A 19,500-nucleotide genomic window follows, 5' to 3' on the forward strand; every position below is an offset into this window, starting at 1 on the left:
GCCCCGGCCGCTACTGCCGGTACCCGCTCAGGAACCGCCCGATGCGCCCGATCGCCGCCTCCAGGTCCTCCGCGTGCGGCAGCGTCAGGATGCGGAAGTGGTCGGGGGAGGGCCAGTTGAAGCCCGTCCCCTGCACCACCTGGATCTTCTCCCGCAGCAGCAGGTCCAGGACGAAGCGCTCGTCGTCGTGGATCCTGTGGACGGCCGGGTCGATCCGCGGGAAGGCGTACAGCGCGCCCTTGGGCTTGACGCAGGAGACACCGGGGATCTCGTTGAGCTTCTCCCAGGCCACGTCCCGCTGTTCGTGCAGCCGTCCGCCGGGGGCCGTCAGCTCGCGGATGGACTGGCGGCCGCCGAGCGCGGCCTGGATGGCGTACTGGGCGGGCGCGTTGGCGCACAGCCGCATGGAGGCCAGCATGGTCAGGCCCTCCAGGTAGTCCCTCGCGTGCTGCTTCGGTCCCGTCACCACCAGCCAGCCGGAGCGGAAGCCCGCCACCCGGTATGTCTTGGACAGGCCGCAGAAGGTCAGCACCACCAGGTCGGGGGCGAGGGAGGCGGCCGAGTGGTGCACGGCGTCGTCGTAAAGGATCTGGTCGTAGATCTCGTCGGCGAGGACCATCAGGCCGTGCCGGCGGGCGAGGTCGAGGATGCCCTCGACGATCTCCTTGGGGTAGACGGCGCCGGTGGGGTTGTTGGGGTTGATGATGACGACCGCCTTGGTGCGGTCGGTGATCTTCGCCTCCATGTCGGCCAGGTCGGGGTACCACTCCGCCTGCTCGTCGCAGAGGTAGTGCACCGCCCTGCCGCCCGCGAGGGTGGTCACCGCCGTCCAGAGGGGGAAGTCGGGGGCGGGGATCAGCACCTCGTCGCCGTCCTCCAGCAGGGCCTGCACGGCCATGGAGATCAGCTCGGACACGCCGTTGCCCAGGTAGACGTCGTCCACGTCGACCTCCAGGCCGAGGGCCTGGTAGCGCTGGGCGACGGCCCGGCGGGCGGAGAGGATGCCGCGCGAGTCCGTGTAGCCGTGCGCCTGCGGCAGCATCCGGATCATGTCCTGGACGATCTCCTCCGGCGCCTCGAAGCCGAAGAGGGCCGGGTTGCCGGTGTTCAGGCGCAGGACGCTGTGGCCCGCCTCCTCCAGTGCGTTGGCCTGCTCGATGACCGGGCCGCGGATCTCGTAACAGACCTCGCTGAGCTTGTTCGACTGCCGGAACTCCATGCGCGGCTTCCCCTCCGGAATCTGGTGTTGCTTGGTTTTACCAAGTGGCAGCTTGGAAAGTCCAACAACTTGTCTACACTGCGTCGCATGTCACCTCGCCGTAGCTACGACCAGTACTGTTCCGCCGCCCGCGCGCTCGACGCCGTCGGCGACCGCTGGACCCTGCTGATCGTCCGGGAGCTGCTCGCCGGTCCGCGGCGCTACACCGACCTGCACGCCGACCTGCCCGGCGTCAGCACGGACGTACTCGCCTCCCGGCTCAAGGACATGGAGCGCGAGGGACTGACGACCAGGCGCCGGCTGCCCCCGCCGGGTGCGGCGTACGTCTACGAACTCACCGCGCGGGGACGCGGCCTGCTGCCCGTCCTGGAGGCGCTCGGAGCGTGGGGCGCCGGCGACCTGGGGGAGCGCCGGCCCACGGACGCCGTACGCGCGCACTGGTTCGCCCTGCCGCTGCTGCGGGCCCTGCGGGAGGCGGGCGCGGCGGAGGGGCTCGTCGAGGTCCGGCTGGAGGAGGGGGACTTCCACCTGTACGCCGATGCCCGCGCCGAGGGGGAGGACGGTCCCGTGTACGGCGAGGGGCCCGCGCCGGGCGAGCCCGACGCCCGGCTCGTGCTGGACGCCGCGACCTGCGCGGCCCTCGGCCGCGGCGAGGTCGGTCTGCGCGACGCGGTGCGCGACGGCCGCGTCGGGGTGACCGGCGACGGCACGGCGGCCAAGGCGCTGCGGGAGGGATGAGACGGCAGAAGGCCCGCCTCGGGCGGGCCTTCTGAGGGTGGATCAGGCGCCGGGCGGCACCCGGGACGGCCGTCCCGAACCACGGGTCAGCGCATAGCCGCCGATGCCCGCGAGCGCGGCCAGGACGGCCCCGATCCCGCTCCATACCCAGCGGTCCGACCACCAGCCCGACGACCAGCCGTCCTCCGGCTCGATCGCGGACAGCACGGCGCCCCGGTCCCCTTCGTCGTCCTCGGCGGCGCCGGACGTCAGCGCGATGCCCGGCACCAGCGGCTCGGCCAGCGAACCGTCCACCGCCGCAGCCCCGCCCATGTCCTTGGAGTCGGCCCGGACCTCGGCGGAGACGGGCACACCGAGGTCGGAGGTGGGCACGTTCACCGCAGTGAGCCGGACGTAGTAGGTGCCCGGCAGCGGGTCGTTGGCCCACGGCTCGGTCCAGGCCCGCACGGTGCGCAGCACGCAGGCCAGTTCGACGGAGGAGGTGCCCGCGTCCGCGGTGCGGGCCTGGGCGCCCCACTGGCAGGCCTGGCGGCGGCGCAGCCCGTCGTACACGTCGACCCGCCAGGTCTGGGCGGCGTGCGTCTCGGGCAGCTTCACCGTGGCCTTGACGGTGGGCCGCTGCCCGGCGTCGGCCGGGAACGACCAGTACAGGTAGTCGCCCGCGGCCCCGTTCGCCGTGGCCACCTGCCCCTGCTCGAACTCGGTCGCGGTACGGAAGGACGTGCCCGCCGTGGTCGGCGCGTCACCGTCCCCCGACGGGCTCGCGGAGGGCGAGGAGTCGGCCGCCGCGGGAGCCGCGGCGAGACCGAGCAGCACGACGGCCGCGCTCAACGCTCGGGTGAATCGCATCAGTTGGTCCTCCAGATCGCGAACCGCCAGCGCGAGAGCCAGCCCCACAGCAGACCGGCGACGAAGCCGACCAGCACCAGCAGGCCGAGCAGCCACCAGCCGCGCCCGAGGCCGAAGGCGGCCACGTCGTCGGAGTCGCCCGGGCCGTCCACGACGTCGACGGTCAGCTCCAGCGGCAGACCGGGCGTGGTCTTCACACCGGAGGCGACGGAGAAGGAGTTGGTGACCTGCAGACACACGCCCTCGGCCGGGGCGCCGTCCTCGTCACTCTCCGCCTTCGGGTACCGCAGCCCCGTCGAGAGCACGTCGGTGCGGCCGTTGCCCGCCGCCTCACCGCGCACGATCTCCCGGCCGTGCACGGTCACCGCGCGCAGCAGCACCCCGTAGGAGGGGTTCACGGCCCGGTCGGCGCCCACGCTCACCGAGGCGCGCAGCTCCTGACCCGGCTCCACGTCCACCCGGTACCAGCGCTGCTGCCCGAACTCCTCGCGGTCGGTGTACAGCCCCGACTTCAGCGTCGGCGCCTTCGCGCACGCGTCCGCGCCCTCGGTGGCCACCGGCGTCACCACCGGATCGGCCGCCCGGTCCACCAGCTGGTTCACCTTGTCGGTCAGTTCGTCGGTGTGCTCGACCGACGTGTACGTGCCGCCGGTCGCCTCGGCAATGCAGCTGAGCTGCTGCCGCATCTTGGTGTTCGGGACCAGACCCAGCGTGTCGATGGTCAGCCCGATGCCCTTGGCGGCGATCTCGCGGGCCACCTCGCACGGGTCCAGCGGAGCGCAGGTGTCCTCGCCGTCGCTGATCAGCACGATCCGCTTGGAGCCGTCGCCGCCGTCGAGGTCGTCCGCCGCCTTGAGCAGCGCGGGGCCGATCGGCGTCCAGCCGGTCGGCGCCAGGGTCGCCACCGCCGTCTTCGCCTCGGTGCGGTCCAGCGGCCCGACCGGGTAGAGCTGCGCGGTGTCCTTGCAGCCGGTCTTGCGGTCGTCGCCCGGGTAGTCCGCGCCGAGCGTCCGGATGCCCAGCTGCACCTCTTCCGGCGTCGCGTCGAGCACCTCGTTGAACGCCTGCTTCGCCGCCGCCATGCGCGTACCGCCGTCGATGTCCCGCGTCCGCATCGAACCGCTGACGTCGAGCACGAGGTCGACCTTCGGCGCGTCCTCACCCGTGGGTTCACCGGCACTCGCCCCGACCGGGAACGCCATCCCGGCCGCCAGCGCGGCGAGCAGGGCACAGGCACCCGCCGCCAGCCGTGTTCTTGTGATCATCGGCGGATCCTATTGATCAGTGGTGCCGCGCTCCAAAACGAGACCGTGCCGATGCCCCGGCTTCACCTCCACCGCAGCGGATTGGGCAGCTCCGTCCACACATCGCCCGTGCTCCCCGGCGAAGTCCGCATCGCCGTCAGCGCCTTGACCGGTAGCGGCCCCTCACGCAGGGCCATGACGTCCCCGGTGCGCGGCAGTTCGGGCACCGCTGCCTCCAGGCACGTCCGCAGTGCCGGGCCCGAGCCGGCCGTCGCCGCCAGGGCGCCGCCCACCAGCGAACCGAACAACTTACGGCGCAGCGCGACCGGTTCGTCGGTGAGGATCCGGTCGGGCAGGCCGGTCGCGGCGATCCCGTGCCGGGCCAGGCGGGCCGGGGAGACGCGGATGTCGGCCAGGTCGCGGTAGACCAGGCGGAGCGGGTCGCCCGTCGGGGACAGGACGACCAGGAGGTTCTGACCGTGGGCCTCCAGGGCCACGCCCAGCTCCAGCGCGCGCAGCCCGACGGTGAGCGCGAGACGGGCGAAGGCGGCGAGCCACGCGGGGGAGCGCGGCAGCCCGGTGGTCGCCAGCGCGGCCACCGGGACGACGTGCTCGCCCGGCGAGGCGTACACCTCGGGCGCTTCGCGCAGTACGGCGGCCAGGTCGGGGGAGTGGGCGGTGGCCGCGCCCAGCGTGCGGGTCACGTGGAGCAGGCCGTCGAGGCGCGCCGCCACGTCCTCCCCGAACGACGACAGGTCGCCCGACGCGGCGATCGAGGCGACCGAGATGTCCCGCACCGAGGACGTCAGCCGGGTGCTCAGCGCCGTCTTGACGTGCACCGAGCCGGGTACGGCGAGGGTCCGCAGGGACATCAGCGGATGCGCGGTGGGCCCGGCGCCGTACGACTGCTTGAGCACGTGCGCGGCCTGCCACGGATGCACCGGGACCACCACCCGCGCCCCGTCCCGCCACTCCCCGGGCCACACCCCCGTCACCAGGCACTCCGCCGCCGGGACCGGCACGAGCCCCAGCTCCACCACCGGCCCGTGCTCGGGCCCGTACGCCAGCTGCTCCGCCACCGAGAACCCCGGCCGCGCACGGCAGCCCGGGTGGTACGGGTGCCCGTCGACCACCCGCTGTTCCCACCCCCAGTCGCTGTCCGGCCACTCGTCCGGGTGATTCCCGGATGCCCCCTCCCGCGCGGCCCGGGGCTGCGCCGCACGCGACAGTGCCAACGACGCCGCACTGCGCCCGAGTTCGGCGGCGAAGGAGGCCGAGTGCGGTACGGCGAGGTCCGTCATCAGCCGCTCCGGGTCGTCGTACGCGACCTCGTCCAGCCGTACCACCGGGACGTACGCGTCCGTGCGGTACGGGTCGGCGGCCGGACCCGTCAGCCGGCGGCCGTCCCGCAGCCGCAGGACGAGACCGTCCCCGGACCCCTCCCGGCCTCCGATCCACGGCAGCGGTTCGAAGGCGAGCGCACGCCACAGCCGGGACAGCACGGCCGCGCGGGCCCCGGGCCGCTCGGCCGTGAACCGGGCGGCCAGAGCGGGGCGTACGGCCGCCACCTCGTCGGCGACCTCGGCCGCAGCGCTGGAGGGACGATGCACGGGCTGACTCCTCGGGTAAGGGAACGGGGACACGTACGTGTACGGGTGGGGCGGCAGGGCGGAGGGCCGACGAGGGTCACCACGAGAGACATACTGATCGTCTCCGTCCTCTCCGCCATGGACCGACCGTAGGGAACGAGTGGAACGCGTGGATCTCCTGCCCCCGCCCACCGGCGCCGACTCCCGGGACGACGTGGCGCGCCGCGCCGACGCCCACGCGGCCGTACCGCTGCTGAACTGCCTGCTGCGCGAGGTGGCCGAACCCCTGCCGGGCCCCGGTGCCCGCCCCGTGTACCGGCTGCCCGGCGGCAGACTGCTGCGGGTGCGCCCAGGGCGGCGGCCCGCCGAACCGGAGGTCCGCACGGCGGACGGGTGGCACCGCGTCGACCACGCCGAACTGGTGAAGCTCGTCGCCGAGGCACTGCGCCGGCACACCGGTGTGCCCAACCACGAACTGCCCACCGAGATGACCGACAGCCGCGACGCGGTGGCCGCGCTGCTGACGGCACGCGCGCGTGCCACCCCGCCCGCGGACCCGTACCTCCGCTCCGAGCAGGCCCTGCTCACCGGCCACACCCACCACCCCGCCCCCAAGGCACGCGGCGGCGGCCCGCACGCCGGGTGGCTGCCGTACGCGCCCGAGGCGCACGCCCGCTTCCCGCTGGCGCTGCTCGCCGTGCGCGAGGACACCGTCGTCGACGAGGGCGACACCACCGCCCTCGACGCCCTCGGCAAGGCCCCGCCCGGCTACCGCCTGCTGCCCGCCCACCCCTGGCAGCTGGAGCTGACGGCACCCGCCCTGGCCCCCGCCTTCGCCGACGGCCGGCTCGTCCGGGTGGGCACGACCGGCTTCTTCGCCTGGCCCACGGCCGCGATCCGCACGGTGTACGCGCCCGAGTACCTGCCCGGACAGGACCTGTTCCTGAAGTTCAGCCTCGACGTGCGGGTCACCAACGACATCCGCCGCCTGTGGCGCCACGACCTGATGCGCCTGCGCCGCACCGACACCGCGGTCACCGAGGCCTTCGCCTCCGTCGGACCCCCCGCCGCCTGGCTCGGCGACCGCGGCCACCGCACCGCGGACTTCGCCTTCGAGGAACTGGCCGTCGTCGTCCGCGACGGACTGCGGGACCACCTGCTGCCCGGCGCGACCCCGCTCCTGGCCGCCGCGCTCGTGGAGGGCTTCCCCGGCAGCCCGCTGACCGCCACCGCGGACCCGGCGGCCTGGTGGGAGGCGTACCTCGCCGCCGTCGTGCCGCCCGTCCTGACCGCCTTCGCCGACGACGGCGTCGTCCTGGAGGCGCACCTGCAGAACACCCTGGTCGCCGTGGACCCGACCGGCATGCCGGTGCAGGCCCTGTTCCGCGACGCGGAGGGCGTCAAACTGCTGCCGGACACCCCCCGGGCGGCCGGCTGGGAGCGCCTGGTCTACTGCCTCGTCGTCAACCACCTGTACGAGATCGCCGCCGCCCTCGCCGAACACCACCCCGGCCTCGACCCCTGGCCCGCCGTCCGCCGCGAACTGGCCCGCCACGGCCTCCCCGAGATTCCCGCGCTGCTCACCGCCCCCACCCTCCCCGCCAAGACCAACCTGCTGCTGCGCTGGACCGGCGCGGACGGCGCCGACGCCCGCTACCGCCCCCTGGCCAACCCGCTGCGCGGGGCATGAGGCGGCGGCCCACCGCGACGCCCAATAATCCCGTGCCGTGCCGCCCCCCTTGGTGCACACTCACCGCATGGCGGACATGGACGCGTTCCGGGACGAGATCGCCCACTGGGCGGCGGGCGGTACCGGAGACGCGGCGGCAGAGCTGGCGGCCGACCTCGGCCTGCGGACGGCGGTGCTGCTGGAGGGCCCCAGCGACCTCGCGGCCGTCGAGGCGCTGGCGGCCCGGGAGGACCGCGACCTGACCGCCGAAGGCGTGGCCGTGGTGTCGATGGGCGGCGCCATGAGCGTCGGCCGCTACGCCGGCCTGCTCGGCCCGCCCGGCCTCGGCCTGCGCCTGACCGGCCTCTGCGACGCCCGCGAGGAGCCCTTCTACGACCGCGGCTGGCAGCGGGCGGGCGCCGTACGTGACTTCCACGTCTGTGTGGCCGACCTGGAGGACGAGATGATCCGGGCGCTGGGCCCGGAGCGGGTCGAGGAGGTCATACGCTCCGAGGACGAACTCCGCCCCTGGCAGACCTTCCTGGCCCAGCCCGCCCAGCACGGCCGCGCCCGGCAACAGCAGTTGCGCCGCTTCCTCAGCACCCGGAAGGGCCGCAAGATCCGCTACGGCAGCCTCCTGGTGGAGGCCCTCGACACCGTAAGGCCACCGGCACCGCTCGCGGATCTCCTCGCGGGGCTGTGACCGTCGGGCTGCTTCGTGACGCAAAGCGTTTGAGCGAGGCGGCGCCCCGCTGCTACGGTCCTGGCGGACCGTGAAGTCGTCGTATGGAGGTGAGCCCCGTGAACACAGTCACCCGTGGGTGCTCCCTCGATCCGTCACGGTCCGACGGCTGACGTCCGGTGTCGCCAGGAGCGCCTGAGGCCGAGGCACTCCTGGAGGAGGACTCCGATGAACACAAAGCCCTTCACATCCGGCCCGAGCGAAAACGCCGTGGCGATCACGCGCGTCGCGGACCGGCAATGGCATGCACTGGACGACGACTTGGTGGTCGGGCGCGGTTATGCGGCGCGCCGGGCCGACGGTCGCCTCTTCGTCAGCATCGACGCCTGGCACGACGCCCCCTTCGACCGGCTCGCCGAGACGATGCTGACGGAACTGCCGGCACCGTTGCACACGGTGGTCGACGAAGCCGATGCCGAGCTGACGGCCCGCTGGCGGCGGGCTGGGTTCACGGTCCGCCGCCGTGAATGGGAGTACGTCGTACCGACCGACCCGCGGGTCACCGGGCTCGGCGACGCCCTGCCGCCTTCGGGCGTGACAATCGTTCCCGCCGGTCAGGCGGACGAGGGCCTGCTGCGGGCGGTGGACCGCGCGGTCCGTGACGAAGTCGGCGCGACCGTCGGATGGCAGTCGATGCCGACGGAGGTGATCCCCTTTTACGAAGGCGACACCATCGTCGATCCGTCGAAGTACGCGGTGGCCGCGGCGCCGGGCCGCTACCTGGGGCTGATCCGGGTGGTGACGGTGAACCGGCCGCGCATCGGGCTGCTCGCGGTCCGCACCGGCGAACAGCGCCGCGGCATCGCGCGGGCACTGCTGGCCCACGCGCTGGGGACACTGCACCGCTCGGGATTCGCCGAGGCCCGGACCGAAGTCCAGGAGTCCCATCACGCGGCATCGGCGCTGTTCGAGGGCATCGGCGCCCGGCCGACGAGCAGCAACCTGGAGCTGGTGCGATGACGAAGCACAAGAACGTCATCGAGGTCGAGGGCAAGGTCGTCGAGTGCCTGCGCAGCGCCATGTTCACCGTGGAGCTCGAGAACGGGCACCAGGTCCTCGCGCACGTCAGCGGGAAGATCCGCAAGAACTACATCCGGATCATGCTGGAAGACCGGGTACTGGTGGAGCTCCCGCCGTACGACTTGACGCGCGGCCGGATCGTGTTCCGGTACCGGAACTAGCGGCAGTCGGCGCTCTCCGGGGCGACTGATCGCCCCGGTCCCGACGCGTCGCCCCGTCCTGGAGGAATCCAGGTCGGGGCGTTCGGTCGTTCGGCGGTGAGCCGGCCCTGCTACTTCGTGGCCCCCTGGGCGAAGCCGTTGTAGATGTAGCGCTGGAGGAACAGGAAGATCACCAGGGTCGGCACGATGACGAGGACGGCACCGGCGGAGATGTTCTCCCAGTGCGCCCCGAACGGCCCCTTGAACCGGAACAGGGCGGTCGACATGGTCCCGAGATCCTCGGAGGGCATGTAGAGGAAGGGGATGTAGAAGTCGTTGTACGTGGTGATGCCCTTGATGATGACCACGGTCGCGATGGCCGGCTTCAGCAGCGGAAAGATGATCTTCCGGTAGATGGTGAAGGAGTTGGCGCCGTCGAGCCGCGCGGCCTCGTCGAGCGACCGGGGGATGCCGCGGATGAACTGCAGGAAGATGTAGATGGCCACGATGTCCGTGCCCATGTACAGCAGAATCGGGGCCCAGCGGGTGTTGAACAGCCCGAAGCTGTTGACCACCTGGAAGGTCGCCACCTGTGTCGTCACGGCCGGCACCAGCGTGGCGATCAGGAACAGCGCCATGACGAGCTTCTTGAGGCGGAAGTCGAAGCGGTCGATCGCGTACGCCGTCATCGAGCCGATGACCACGGTGCCGGTGATGGAGAACAGCAGGATGAAGGCCGTGTTGCCGAAGGCCTTCAGCATGTGGCCGTCGTTGAAGGCCGTCGCGTAGTTGGAGAAGTTGAGCCAGTCGTCCGGCAGGGCGAGCGCGCCCTGCCCGTCGGAGATTTCCCCGTAGGACTTCAGCGAGGTCAGGAAGATCACGGCGAGCGGCAGCAGCACCACGAGCGAGGCGAGGACGAGCGACAGGTACGTCAGAGCGGTGCTGACGCGCGGGCGGCGGCGTACCTGTTCCGGGGAGCGGGCCGGGGCGGTGAGGGTCATACGAGGTCCACCTTCTCGTCGGACACGAGGCGGCGCTGGATCCAGGTGATCACCAGGATGATGGCCAGCAGCACCACGGCGCAGGCCGAGGCCAGGCCGGTCTTGTTGAACTGGAAGGCGAACTTCACCGTCTGGATGACGAACGTCGAGGTCTCCGTCGCACCGCCGGTCATGATGTACGGGATCTCGAAGACGGACAGGGAGCCGGAGATCGCCAGGATGACGCTCAGGCTCAGCACCGGCCGGATGCTCGGCGCGATGATGTGCCGGAACTGCTTCCAGCGGCCGGCGCCGTCCAGCTGGGCGGCCTCGTAGAGCTCGCCGGGGATCGACTGGATCGCGCCCAGGAACAGGACGAAGTTCAGGCCGGTGAAGCGCCACACGGACACCCCGGCCATGGAGGTGTTGGCCGACTCCGGAGACCCCAGCCAGGCGTGGTCGGTACCGACGCCGAGCCAGGACAGGACCGAGTCGAGCGTGCCGCCGTCCTGGAAGAAGTACAGGAAGACGAAGCCGATCGCGACGCCGTTGATCAGGTACGGGAAGAACAGGATGCCCTTGAACAGGTTCCTGAAGCGCAGGTCGAAGCTGAGGACGGCGGCGAAGTACAGGGCGACGACGATCTGTACGACGGACGCCGCGAGGTAGTAGAAGCTCACCGCGAACACCCGGAACAGCTCGGGCCGGGTGAAGATCTCGGTGTAGTTGTCCGCCCCGACGTAGCTGCGGTCGGGGCTGATGCCGTCCCAGTCGGTGAAGCTGTAGTAGATCATGTTGCCCACCGGCACATAGGTGAACGTGATCAGCAGGGCGAGGGGCGCCAGCAGGAACAGCCACGGCGTGATCCTGCGCCGGGCGGCCGGGGCGGGGGGTGAACCGGTGGTGACGGTCCGGGTTCGGGTTCGGGTCATTGCGGAGCCTGGGGCCTTTCGTCGTCCGCTGAGGGCACTGGCGCCGGGTCCCCGTTCACCGGGGAGGCGGGAGAGGACCCGGCGGGTGCTGGTACCAGACGGGTGCCGGGGTCAGGAGCCGACCGTCCCCCTGGCCTCGGACCAGCGCTTGTTCAGGTCGTCGAAGTAGCCGTCGAGGGAGCCGTCCGTGGCGCCGCGGGCGATGTCGATGAGCTTCTTGCGGTAGTCCGGCTTGTTCAGCCCGATCTCGGAGGCGTTGTCGATGGCGTTGACGTCGGCCGTCTTCGCCTCGGAGCGCTCGATCATCCTGACATCGTTGTCAACGTACTCCTTGAGCGTCGCCGGCATCCCCTCGGACTTCAGGGCGGAGACGGCCCCCTCCTTGGCCGCGTAGCCGGACTTCTCCGTGAACCAGTCGATCCACGCCCGGGCGGCCTCCTTGTGGTCCGAGTGGATGTTGACGGCCTGCTGGTAGTCGGAGACCAGGGTGGCGCAGAACTGGCCGTCCTTCTGGGACGGAACCGGCATGAAGCCGATGTCGTCCGGGTTCTGCCCGGCCGCCTCGGCCGCGTCCCGCATCTGGTTGACGGCCCAGGAGCCGAGCATCATGCTGCCCACCTTGCCCTTGGCCAGGAGGGTCTTCGAGCTCTCCCAGTTGGTGGTGGCCGGGTCCTTCTCCGACAGCTTCTCGTGGACGATGTCGTAGAGGAGGGTGTCGAGGGTGTCGAGGTCGTTGCCCTCCGCCCACGGCTTGTCCATCGCGGCCAGCTTGTCGGAGGCCTGGGTGTCGCAGCTGATCGAGCCGACGCCGTTGGTCCAGGGGCTCTCCAGCGGCCAGCCGTCCTTGAAGTTGGTGTAGTACGGAGTCGCCCCGGTCTTGTCCTTGACCGCCTTGAGGTCGTCGAGGAACTGCTCGGTAGTCGTCGGCCAGTCGGTGATCCCGGCCTTCGCGAACAGCGCCTTGTTGTAGACCAGGCCGTTGGCGGTGCCGAAGGTGGCGATGCCGTAGGTCTTGCCGGCGACCTCGGTCTTGTCGGTGAAGCGGTAGGTGCCCTTCATCGACGAGGTCTCGCCGAGCGGCGCGAAGAACGTGGGGTAGTCGCCCTTGGCGACCGCCGACGGAATCAGCAGGACGTCGCCGTAGTCCTCCGTGTTCATGCGGATCTTCACCTCACCCTCGTAGTCGGTGAGACCCTCGAACTCGACCTTCACGTCGGGATAGGTCTTGTTGAACTCGGCGGCGTACTTCTTCATCGTCCCGTCCTCGACGAGGTCGGTGCGGTTGGTGAGCACGGTGATGTCCCCCGAGACGCCATCCGGGTTCACCGGCGCGGCGGCGGTCTCGCCCGCGTCCGCGCCGCCCCCTCCACTACACCCCGCAACGGTCAGCATCGCGGTGGCGAGCAGTGCGACGCTCAGCGTCCTCTTCCCCATGTGCCCAGCTCCTTTCCAAGGATTACGGCTCGGGCTCCGGTGGTGGTGACGGCGACTATGTCAGCCACTCATGAACCGGTAAAGCTTCCTCATCGCTCGCGATGCGCAATCGTTACCTGTAGCGCATAGCCGAGTGGGAACTTCCCAGGCGCTACCGCTCTGGAGTGCTGACCCCTGATCGACAGAGAGGGCTAGACCGGTTTACTCAAGGGAGTTAGGTTGAGTCGCGTTGCATCGACACCGGGCCCGTCCCGCCGAAGGAGCCGTACATGAAGGAAGTCGTCCCGCTCGCCGAGGGCTGGAGCCTGAGCCACAGCGAGAACCTGCTGCCGGCCCAGGTCCCCGGTTGCGTCCACACCGATCTGCTCGGGGCCGGCCTGATCCCGGACCCCTTCCTCGGCGTCAACGAACCCGACGTGGCCTGGGTCGGACAGCGGGCCTGGACCTACGTCCGCGACCTGCCGGCCACCGACACCGCAGGGGAGCGGCACGAGCGGACCGACCTGGTCTTCGACGGCCTGGACACCGCCGCCACCATCACCCTGGACGGGCGGGAGGTGGGCCGGACCCGGAACATGCACCGGCGCCACCGCTTCGACGTCACCGGTCGGCACGGGCTCCTGGCGGTGGACTTCGCCTCCGCCTACGACGAGGCCGCCAAGGTCCGGGCGCTGACGGGGGAGCGCCCCAACGTCTACCCGGAGCCCTTCCAGTACATCCGCAAGATGGCGTGCAGCTTCGGCTGGGACTGGGGCCCGACCCTGGTGACGGCCGGCATCTGGCGCCCGGTCCGGCTGGAGCGGTGGTCGACGGCCCGGCTGGCCGCCGTACGCCCGCTGGTGACGGTCCACGACGGCACCGGCCGCGTCGAGATACGTGTGGAGGTCGAGCGGACCGCGCGGGGGACGGCCCGCCCGCTCGCCGTGCGCGCCACCGTCGGGGACGGCCTCGCCGAGGCGCGCGGCGCGGTGGAGGGGACGCACGCCGTGCTGACACTTCAGGTGCCCCACGCCGATCTGTGGTGGCCCCGCGGCTACGGCGCTCAGCCTCTGTACGACGTGGAAGTCGCGCTGGTCGAGGAGAGCGACGGCCCCGACGTACGGCCCCTCGACACCTGGCACCGGCGGATCGGCTTCCGGACCGTGGAGCTGGACCGCTCGGCGGACCGGCACGGCACCGGCTTCACCCTCGTGGTCAACGGCGAACGGATCTTCGCGCGCGGGGTCAACTGGATCCCCGACGACGTGTTCCCGTCCCGGATCACCCCGGAGCGCTACCGCACCCGGCTGCGCCAGACCGCCGACGCGGGCGTGGACCTGGTGCGGATCTGGGGCGGCGGCATCTACGAGGACGACGCCTTCTACGACACCTGTGACGAACTGGGCCTCATGGTCTGGCAGGACTTCCTCTTCGCCTGCGCCGCCTACCCGGAGGAGCAGCCGCTGCGCGGCGAGGTCGAGGCCGAGGCACGCGACAACGTTGTCCGGCTCATGCCGCACCCCTCGCTCGTCCTGTGGAACGGCAACAACGAGAACCTGTGGGGCTTCCGCGACTGGGACTGGGAGCCCGAACTGCGGGGCGACTCCTGGGGCGGCGGCTACTACCTGGACCTGCTCCCGCGGATCGTCGCCGAACTCGACCCCACCCGCCCCTACACCGCGGGCAGCCCCTGGTCCGGCTCCTGGGACCACCACCCGAACGACCCGGCCCACGGCACCCACCACTCCTGGGAGGTCTGGAACCGCCGGGACTACGCCGAGTACCGCGACTCGGTGCCCCGCTTCGTGTCGGAGTTCGGCTGGCAGGCGCCGCCGGCCCTGGCGACCCTGCGACGCGCGCTGCCCGGCGAACGGCTCGCGCCCGACTCGCCCGGCATGCTGCACCACCAGAAGGCCGAGGACGGCAACGGCAAGCTGAACCGGGGCGTGGCACGCCACTTCGACCTGCCCGAGGACGACTTCGACCGCTGGCACTACCTCACCCAGGTCGTGCAGGCCCGCGCGATCGCCACCGGGATCGAGCACTGGCGCTCGCACTGGCCCGTGTGCGCGGGCACCATCGTATGGCAGATCAACGACTGCTGGCCGGTCAGCTCCTGGTCGGCCATCGACGGCGACGGCCGGCTCAAGCCCCTCTACCACGAGCTGCGCCGGGTCTACGCGGACCGGCTCCTCACGCTCCAGCCGGCCGACGGCGACGACAGCCCCGTACTCGCCGTGGTCAACCAGTCCGCCGAGCCCTGGCAGGCACGCGTGGGACTGCGCCGACTGCGGGCGGACGGCCCCGAAGTGGCCGAGCACGTGCTCGACGTGTCGGTCGCCGCCCGTTCGGTGCACCGGGTGGCCGTACCGCGGGATCTCGTACCCGCGCCGCATTCCGGCAAGGAGTTCCTGGTCGCCGACAGCGGGGACCTGCGCAGCGTGCACGTCCCCGTCACCGACCGGGAATTCGCCTGCCCGGCCCCGCGCTACGACGTGGCCGTGGAGTCCCCGGTAGGTGCCGGGACCGGTAATGTCGAGGTCGTGGTAACCGCACACACCCTCGTACGCGACCTCCTCCTACAGGCCGACCGGCTCGGACCGGACGCGGTCTGCGACACCGGACTGCGCACCCTGCTCCCCGGCGAACAGCTCCGGCTGCGGGTCACCGGCGCGGCCGAGACCGGGGCCAACGCCGTACGAGCGGCTCTGTTCTGTGTGGAACCGGCGTGAGCACACCGTCCGTACGCGTCACCATCAAGGACGTCGCCGCGGCCGCCGGGGTGTCCAAGGGCGCCGTGTCCCTGGCCTTCAACGACAAGCCGGGGGTCTCCGACGCCACCCGTGAGCGGATCTTCGCGGCGGCCCGGCAGCTGGGCTGGGCCCCGAACTCCTCGGCGCGCAGCCTGTCGCGCCAGTCCGTCGACACGGTGGGGCTGGCGATCTGCCGCCCCGCCCGGCTGCTGGGCCTGGAGCCGTTCTACATGGAGTTCGTCTCCGGTATCGAGAGCGTGCTCGCCGAGCGCGACTGTTCGTTGCTGCTGCGGCTGGTCGGCTCGCTGGAGGAGGAGATCCGACTCCAGGAACGGTGGTGGCGGGAGCGGCAGGTGGGGGGCTCGATCCTGGTCGACTTCCATCAAGAGGACCCGCGGATCGGCCCGCTCGGACGGATCGGCCTCCCGGCCGTGGCCGTCGGTCACCCGTCCCTGACCGGAGGATTCCCGTCGGTGTGGACGGACGACGACGCCGCCGTCGCCGAGGCGGTGCGCTACCTCGGGGTGCTGGGGCACCGGCGCATCGCGCACGTGGGCGGCCCCCGTGGGCTCGGGCACAGTGCCATCCGGACGACCGCGTTCGAGCGGACCATGAGTGAACTCGGCCTCGACCGCGGCCCGCACGTCGAGACGGGCTTCTCGGGCGAGGACGGCGCCCGCGCCACCCGCTCCCTGCTGCTGTCCGCCGAGCGGCCCACGGCGATCCTCTACGACAACGACATCATGGCGGTCGCCGGACTCGGGGTCGCCGCCGAGATGGGCGTCTCCGTGCCGGACGATCTGTCGCTGCTCGCCTGGGACGACTCCCAGTTGTGCCGGCTGACCCATCCGACCCTGTCGGCGATGAGTCACGACGTGCACGGCTTCGGTGCGCAGGTCGCGCGGGTGCTGTTCGAGGTGCTGGCGGGTCACGACGTGGCGTCCCGGCCCGTCGCGACGCCGTCGCTGGTGCCGCGGGCGTCGACCGCACCGCCGCGGCCTATCGCTTCCTGAGCTACTAAACCGCTAAACCTGCTGACCAGCAAAGACGGGCCTTTTGCTCACGGGATTCACCTGCGGAACTTGCTTTCACGTGGCCGATTGACAGGCATGTAGGTCGCCTCTACGGTCCTTGTCGGTTAACCGGTAAAGCAAGTTCCCGCAAGGACAACGTTGTCAGGTTCATGACCTTCATCGAAGGAGACTCATGCGACAGCCGAGAAGCACGCTGACCAGGACCGCGGGGATGGCGTTCGCCGCCGTTCTCGGACTACTGCTCTCCCTCGCCGGTCCTGCCACCGGCAGGGCGGAGGCGACAGCCGCCGGAATCCACGTGAGCAACGGACGCGTCGTCGAGGGCAACGGCAACGCGTTCGTCATGCGCGGGGTCAATCACGCCTACACCTGGTACCCCGACCGCACCGGCTCCATCGCCGACATCGCGGCCAAGGGCGCCAACACCGTCCGCGTCGTGCTCAGCAGCGGCGGCCGGTGGACGAAGACGAGCGCGTCCGAGGTCTCCACTCTCATCGGCCAGTGCAAGGCCAACAAGGTCATCTGCGTCCTGGAGGTGCACGACACCACCGGCTACGGCGAGGACGGCGCCGCGACCAGCCTGGACCAGGCCGCCGACTACTGGGTGAGCGTGAAGAGCGCACTGGAGGGCCAGGAGAGCTACGTCGTCGTCAACATCGGCAACGAGCCCTTCGGCAACAACGACTACACCGCGTGGACCGCCGCGACCAAGGCCGCCATCGGCAAGCTCCGCGGCGCCGGCATCGACCACGCCCTGATGGTCGACGCGCCCAACTGGGGCCAGGACTGGTCCGGCACGATGCGGACCAACGCGGCCTCGGTCTTCGCCTCCGACCCCGACCGCAACACCGTCTTCTCGATCCACATGTACGGGGTCTACGACACCGCCGCCGAGGTGCGGGACTACCTCAACGCCTTCGTCGGCAACGGACTGCCCATCGTCGTCGGCGAGTTCGGCGACCGGCACAGCGACGGCAACCCCGACGAGGACGCCATCATGGCGACGGCGCAGTCCCTCGGCGTCGGCTACATCGGCTGGTCGTGGAGCGGCAACGGCGGCGGTGTCGAGTACCTCGACATGGTCAACGGCTTCGACCCGAACGCGCTGACCAGCTGGGGCAACCGCATCTTCAACGGCAGCAACGGCATCGTGGCGACGTCCCGGACGGCCACCGTCTACGGCGGCGGCAGCACGGGCGGCACCGCTCCCAACGGTTACCCGTACTGCGCGAACGGCAGTGCTTCCGACCCGGACGGCGACGGGTGGGGCTGGGAGAACAGCCGGTCCTGCGTCGTGCGGGGGAGTGCGGCGGACGGCTGACCGGGCCGACGGCGACGCCCCGCCCGGGGGTTCCCAGGGCGGGGCGTTCGGCCGTGCGGGCGGGTCAGGCGCCGGTCGTGTACGTGAGGAAGCGGGTCCAGGCCGCGGGGGAGACGGCGAGCTGGTCGCCGTGCGGCGCCTTCGAGTCGCGGATGTGGACCGTGTCCGGGCGGGTCGCCACCTCGACGCAGTCGCCGTCACTGCCACTGCTGTAGCTGCTCTTGAACCAGGCCAGTTCGGATGAGCTCATAGCGGTCCTCGCAATCGCTTCAACAGGCCCTTGGAGTCCTCGGGGTTGAGGGCTTGTGAACGCAGTCTCGCATAGCGCTGGAGCATGATGCTGACCTCCTTCGAGTCGGAGATCAGTAGGCCGCCGCGCTGTCCCTCTGCGTAACCGAACCACCTGTTCTCGGCGGTCTCCAGTACCTGGAGGGGGCCATCGAAGCCTGCGTGGTCCACTTGCCGTAACGGCATGATCTGCAGCTCCACGTTGAACTGGTCAGCCCGCGTGAGCAGGTTGTCGATGAGTAGCTTCGTCACCTCTGGTCCGCCAGTGCCACGTTCGATCAGCGCTTGCTCAATGATGAAGCTGAATGAGATCGGCGGCCTGCGCTGAAACAGCTCTTGGCGGCCGAGACGGGCTGTGACCTGTTGGTTCACCTGTTCGTCGTCCTTCACGGGCGGCACGCTCACCGTCACCGCCCGCGCGTACCCCTCCGTCTGCAACAACCCCGGCACCACCCGGCACTCATACGTATACAGACTCACCGCCTCCGCCTCGAACCGTGCCCACTGCCGGAACCAGCTCGCCAGCCCCGGTTGCCGCGACAGATGCCGTGCCGCACCCCGCAACGCGCCGAACGCGTCGAGGGTCTGCTCCGCGCGTTCCACGAAGTCCACCGGAGGGAACCGCCGCCCCTGCTCGATGGACGCCACCGTCGGCACCGAGTACCGCACCCGCGGCGCGAACTCCTCCTGGGTCAGCCCCGCCCGTTTGCGGAACGCCTTGACGACCTCGCCGAACGCCTTGAGGCTGTCCGAGGCCTCCGGCTCACCCGCGCCGCCCGTACCGTCCGTCATCCGGGACACCTCCCACCCGTCACGCCCACTCAACGGGCCCATGGTCACGGACGGTTACTCCTACTGTCCACCGTCCGCACCCGTACGCTCACCGTGCGTACCGGTCGGTGATCTGGTGGGACGGCGTCGCCGCAGGTGGGATGGGCGGCATGAGACCAGCCTCCACTCCCCGACTCCCGGTCACCGCGCGTGTGTTCGTCCAGCGGTTCAGCTCCACCCCGCGCGGTGCGCGACTGGCCCGGCATCTCGTCGTACACCGCCTGGACGCGTGGGGCGTCCCGTACGGCTCGGCGCTGTCCGACACGGCCGCGCTGCTCGTCGCGGAGCTGGCGGCGAACGCCGTGACGCACGGGAGGGTGGCGGGGCGCGACATCGAGGTGCTGCTGCGGCTCGACCCGTACACGCTGCGGATCGACGTCTCCGACAGCCGGGGGGAGCGGCGCCCGGAGGTCGCGGCGGCATCGGAGGGCGAGCACGGGCGCGGGCTGCTGCTCGTGGACGTGATGGCCGACCGGTGGGGCGTCTTCGACCGTGTCCCCGTCGGCAAGACGGTCCGCGCGGAACTGGATCTGCGGTGACATGTCCGCGCCCACGCCTCAGGCGGGTCCGGCGTCGAGGGCCCGCCCGGCGGGGGCGCCCGCGTGGAACCAGGCCGCGCCGACGGCCTTGAGCAGCGCGGCGCGCCGGCCGGCTGGCCAGGGGGGAGCCGGTCCGGGGCCTCCCGGCCGGCGAGACGGGTGTGTCCGATTGATGGTCACCCCCTTGCCCGGGCTGGAC

The 19,500-nt window shown here is 71.2% G+C and carries 18 protein-coding genes; 9 read left to right on the top strand and 9 right to left on the bottom strand.

All coding sequences use genetic code 11. The annotated features are described in order from the left end of the window. Positions 1-10: 10 nt before the first annotated feature. Positions 11-1,219, bottom strand: a complete 1,209-nt coding sequence (locus tag ACFYZ3_RS29415) for a pyridoxal phosphate-dependent aminotransferase (protein ID WP_388523830.1) — start codon at positions 1,217-1,219, stop codon at positions 11-13. Positions 1,220-1,306: 87 nt separating this feature from the next. Here ACFYZ3_RS29415 and ACFYZ3_RS29420 point away from each other — a divergent pair, with 87 nt between their 5' ends. Further along, a complete protein-coding gene (locus ACFYZ3_RS29420) occupies positions 1,307-1,957 on the top strand; it encodes a winged helix-turn-helix transcriptional regulator (RefSeq protein ID WP_388523833.1) in 651 nt (216 codons plus the stop codon). A 42-nt stretch (positions 1,958-1,999) separates the two neighbouring features. On the opposite strand, the gene ACFYZ3_RS29425 is transcribed toward ACFYZ3_RS29420, so the two are convergent. The 3 genes from ACFYZ3_RS29425 to ACFYZ3_RS29435 all read right to left on the bottom strand — a co-directional run bounded on the left by ACFYZ3_RS29425 (position 2,000) and on the right by ACFYZ3_RS29435 (position 5,660). Beyond that, positions 2,000-2,806: a hypothetical protein gene (locus tag ACFYZ3_RS29425; RefSeq protein ID WP_388523836.1), complete on the bottom strand. Its 807-nt coding sequence runs from the start codon at positions 2,804-2,806 to the stop codon at positions 2,000-2,002. Next, entirely contained in the window at positions 2,806-4,071 is a 1,266-nt protein-coding gene (locus ACFYZ3_RS29430) for a VWA domain-containing protein (RefSeq protein WP_388523838.1), read from the bottom strand. Before ACFYZ3_RS29430 ends, ACFYZ3_RS29425 begins: the two co-directional genes overlap by 1 nt. Before the next feature lie 62 nt (positions 4,072-4,133). Continuing rightward, positions 4,134-5,660, bottom strand: a complete 1,527-nt coding sequence (locus ACFYZ3_RS29435; RefSeq protein WP_388523840.1) for an IucA/IucC family protein — start codon at positions 5,658-5,660, stop codon at positions 4,134-4,136. Positions 5,661-5,799: 139 nt separating this feature from the next. Between ACFYZ3_RS29435 and ACFYZ3_RS29440 the strand changes: the two genes are divergently transcribed. The 4 genes from ACFYZ3_RS29440 to infA all read left to right on the top strand — a co-directional run bounded on the left by ACFYZ3_RS29440 (position 5,800) and on the right by infA (position 9,231). Continuing rightward, the gene (locus ACFYZ3_RS29440; protein ID WP_388523842.1) at positions 5,800-7,329 is read left to right on the top strand and encodes an IucA/IucC family protein; all 1,530 of its coding nucleotides are present in this window, start codon (positions 5,800-5,802) and stop codon (positions 7,327-7,329) included. Positions 7,330-7,396: 67 nt separating this feature from the next. After that, a complete protein-coding gene (locus ACFYZ3_RS29445) occupies positions 7,397-8,011 on the top strand; it encodes a TOPRIM nucleotidyl transferase/hydrolase domain-containing protein (RefSeq protein WP_388523845.1) in 615 nt (204 codons plus the stop codon). Between the two features lie 207 nt (positions 8,012-8,218). Further along, positions 8,219-9,010, top strand: a complete 792-nt coding sequence (locus tag ACFYZ3_RS29450) for a GNAT family N-acetyltransferase (protein WP_388523848.1) — start codon at positions 8,219-8,221, stop codon at positions 9,008-9,010. Further along, a complete protein-coding gene (gene infA / locus ACFYZ3_RS29455) occupies positions 9,007-9,231 on the top strand; it encodes a translation initiation factor IF-1 (protein WP_109029568.1) in 225 nt (74 codons plus the stop codon). The genes ACFYZ3_RS29450 and infA overlap by 4 nt, the downstream gene beginning before the upstream one ends. A 110-nt stretch (positions 9,232-9,341) precedes the next feature. Here infA and ACFYZ3_RS29460 read toward each other — a convergent pair whose 3' ends face one another. The 3 genes from ACFYZ3_RS29460 to ACFYZ3_RS29470 all read right to left on the bottom strand — a co-directional run bounded on the left by ACFYZ3_RS29460 (position 9,342) and on the right by ACFYZ3_RS29470 (position 12,556). Beyond that, positions 9,342-10,211, bottom strand: coding sequence for a carbohydrate ABC transporter permease (locus ACFYZ3_RS29460; protein WP_388523852.1), 870 nt, complete (start codon positions 10,209-10,211; stop codon positions 9,342-9,344). Next, positions 10,208-11,122: a carbohydrate ABC transporter permease gene (locus ACFYZ3_RS29465; protein WP_388523855.1), complete on the bottom strand. Its 915-nt coding sequence runs from the start codon at positions 11,120-11,122 to the stop codon at positions 10,208-10,210. The genes ACFYZ3_RS29460 and ACFYZ3_RS29465 overlap by 4 nt, the downstream gene beginning before the upstream one ends. A 111-nt stretch (positions 11,123-11,233) precedes the next feature. Beyond that, positions 11,234-12,556 (bottom strand): ABC transporter substrate-binding protein, encoded by a 1,323-nt coding sequence (locus ACFYZ3_RS29470; RefSeq protein ID WP_388523857.1) that lies wholly within the window; start codon positions 12,554-12,556, stop codon positions 11,234-11,236. 269 nt (positions 12,557-12,825) lie between these two features. On the opposite strand from ACFYZ3_RS29470, the gene ACFYZ3_RS29475 reads away from it, so the two are divergent. From ACFYZ3_RS29475 to ACFYZ3_RS29485, 3 genes are all read left to right on the top strand, one after another. After that, positions 12,826-15,267: a glycoside hydrolase family 2 protein gene (locus ACFYZ3_RS29475; protein WP_388523860.1), complete on the top strand. Its 2,442-nt coding sequence runs from the start codon at positions 12,826-12,828 to the stop codon at positions 15,265-15,267. Beyond that, positions 15,264-16,301, top strand: a complete 1,038-nt coding sequence (locus tag ACFYZ3_RS29480; RefSeq protein WP_388523863.1) for a LacI family DNA-binding transcriptional regulator — start codon at positions 15,264-15,266, stop codon at positions 16,299-16,301. The genes ACFYZ3_RS29475 and ACFYZ3_RS29480 overlap by 4 nt, the downstream gene beginning before the upstream one ends. A gap of 193 nt (positions 16,302-16,494) precedes the next feature. Then, positions 16,495-17,643, top strand: a complete 1,149-nt coding sequence (locus ACFYZ3_RS29485) for a cellulase family glycosylhydrolase (RefSeq protein ID WP_388523866.1) — start codon at positions 16,495-16,497, stop codon at positions 17,641-17,643. Positions 17,644-17,707: 64 nt separating this feature from the next. Here ACFYZ3_RS29485 and ACFYZ3_RS29490 read toward each other — a convergent pair whose 3' ends face one another. Continuing rightward, entirely contained in the window at positions 17,708-17,893 is a 186-nt protein-coding gene (locus ACFYZ3_RS29490) for a DUF397 domain-containing protein (protein WP_361016186.1), read from the bottom strand. After that, a complete protein-coding gene (locus ACFYZ3_RS29495) occupies positions 17,890-18,723 on the bottom strand; it encodes a helix-turn-helix transcriptional regulator (RefSeq protein ID WP_361016188.1) in 834 nt (277 codons plus the stop codon). Before ACFYZ3_RS29495 ends, ACFYZ3_RS29490 begins: the two co-directional genes overlap by 4 nt. 149 nt (positions 18,724-18,872) lie before the next feature. On the opposite strand from ACFYZ3_RS29495, the gene ACFYZ3_RS29500 reads away from it, so the two are divergent. Next, positions 18,873-19,301: an ATP-binding protein gene (locus ACFYZ3_RS29500; protein WP_388523869.1), complete on the top strand. Its 429-nt coding sequence runs from the start codon at positions 18,873-18,875 to the stop codon at positions 19,299-19,301. Positions 19,302-19,500 lie beyond the last annotated feature (199 nt).

The sequence above is a fragment of the Streptomyces sp. NPDC001599 genome, assembly GCF_042893535.1.
Taxonomy (GTDB): domain Bacteria; phylum Actinomycetota; class Actinomycetes; order Streptomycetales; family Streptomycetaceae; genus Streptomyces.

Coding starts and splice junctions, on each gene's coding strand:
- ACFYZ3_RS29415 (WP_388523830.1), bottom strand. CDS start 1,219: ATGGAGTTCCGGCAGTCGAACAAGCTCAGCGAGGTCTGTTACGAGATC.
- ACFYZ3_RS29420 (WP_388523833.1), top strand. CDS start 1,307: ATGTCACCTCGCCGTAGCTACGACCAGTACTGTTCCGCCGCCCGCGCG.
- ACFYZ3_RS29425 (WP_388523836.1), bottom strand. CDS start 2,806: ATGCGATTCACCCGAGCGTTGAGCGCGGCCGTCGTGCTGCTCGGTCTC.
- ACFYZ3_RS29430 (WP_388523838.1), bottom strand. CDS start 4,071: ATGATCACAAGAACACGGCTGGCGGCGGGTGCCTGTGCCCTGCTCGCC.
- ACFYZ3_RS29445 (WP_388523845.1), top strand. CDS start 7,397: ATGGCGGACATGGACGCGTTCCGGGACGAGATCGCCCACTGGGCGGCG.
- ACFYZ3_RS29450 (WP_388523848.1), top strand. CDS start 8,219: ATGAACACAAAGCCCTTCACATCCGGCCCGAGCGAAAACGCCGTGGCG.
- infA (WP_109029568.1), top strand. CDS start 9,007: ATGACGAAGCACAAGAACGTCATCGAGGTCGAGGGCAAGGTCGTCGAG.
- ACFYZ3_RS29460 (WP_388523852.1), bottom strand. CDS start 10,211: ATGACCCTCACCGCCCCGGCCCGCTCCCCGGAACAGGTACGCCGCCGC.
- ACFYZ3_RS29465 (WP_388523855.1), bottom strand. CDS start 11,122: ATGACCCGAACCCGAACCCGGACCGTCACCACCGGTTCACCCCCCGCC.
- ACFYZ3_RS29470 (WP_388523857.1), bottom strand. CDS start 12,556: ATGGGGAAGAGGACGCTGAGCGTCGCACTGCTCGCCACCGCGATGCTG.
- ACFYZ3_RS29475 (WP_388523860.1), top strand. CDS start 12,826: ATGAAGGAAGTCGTCCCGCTCGCCGAGGGCTGGAGCCTGAGCCACAGC.
- ACFYZ3_RS29485 (WP_388523866.1), top strand. CDS start 16,495: ATGCGACAGCCGAGAAGCACGCTGACCAGGACCGCGGGGATGGCGTTC.
- ACFYZ3_RS29490 (WP_361016186.1), bottom strand. CDS start 17,893: ATGAGCTCATCCGAACTGGCCTGGTTCAAGAGCAGCTACAGCAGTGGC.
- ACFYZ3_RS29495 (WP_361016188.1), bottom strand. CDS start 18,723: ATGACGGACGGTACGGGCGGCGCGGGTGAGCCGGAGGCCTCGGACAGC.
- ACFYZ3_RS29500 (WP_388523869.1), top strand. CDS start 18,873: ATGAGACCAGCCTCCACTCCCCGACTCCCGGTCACCGCGCGTGTGTTC.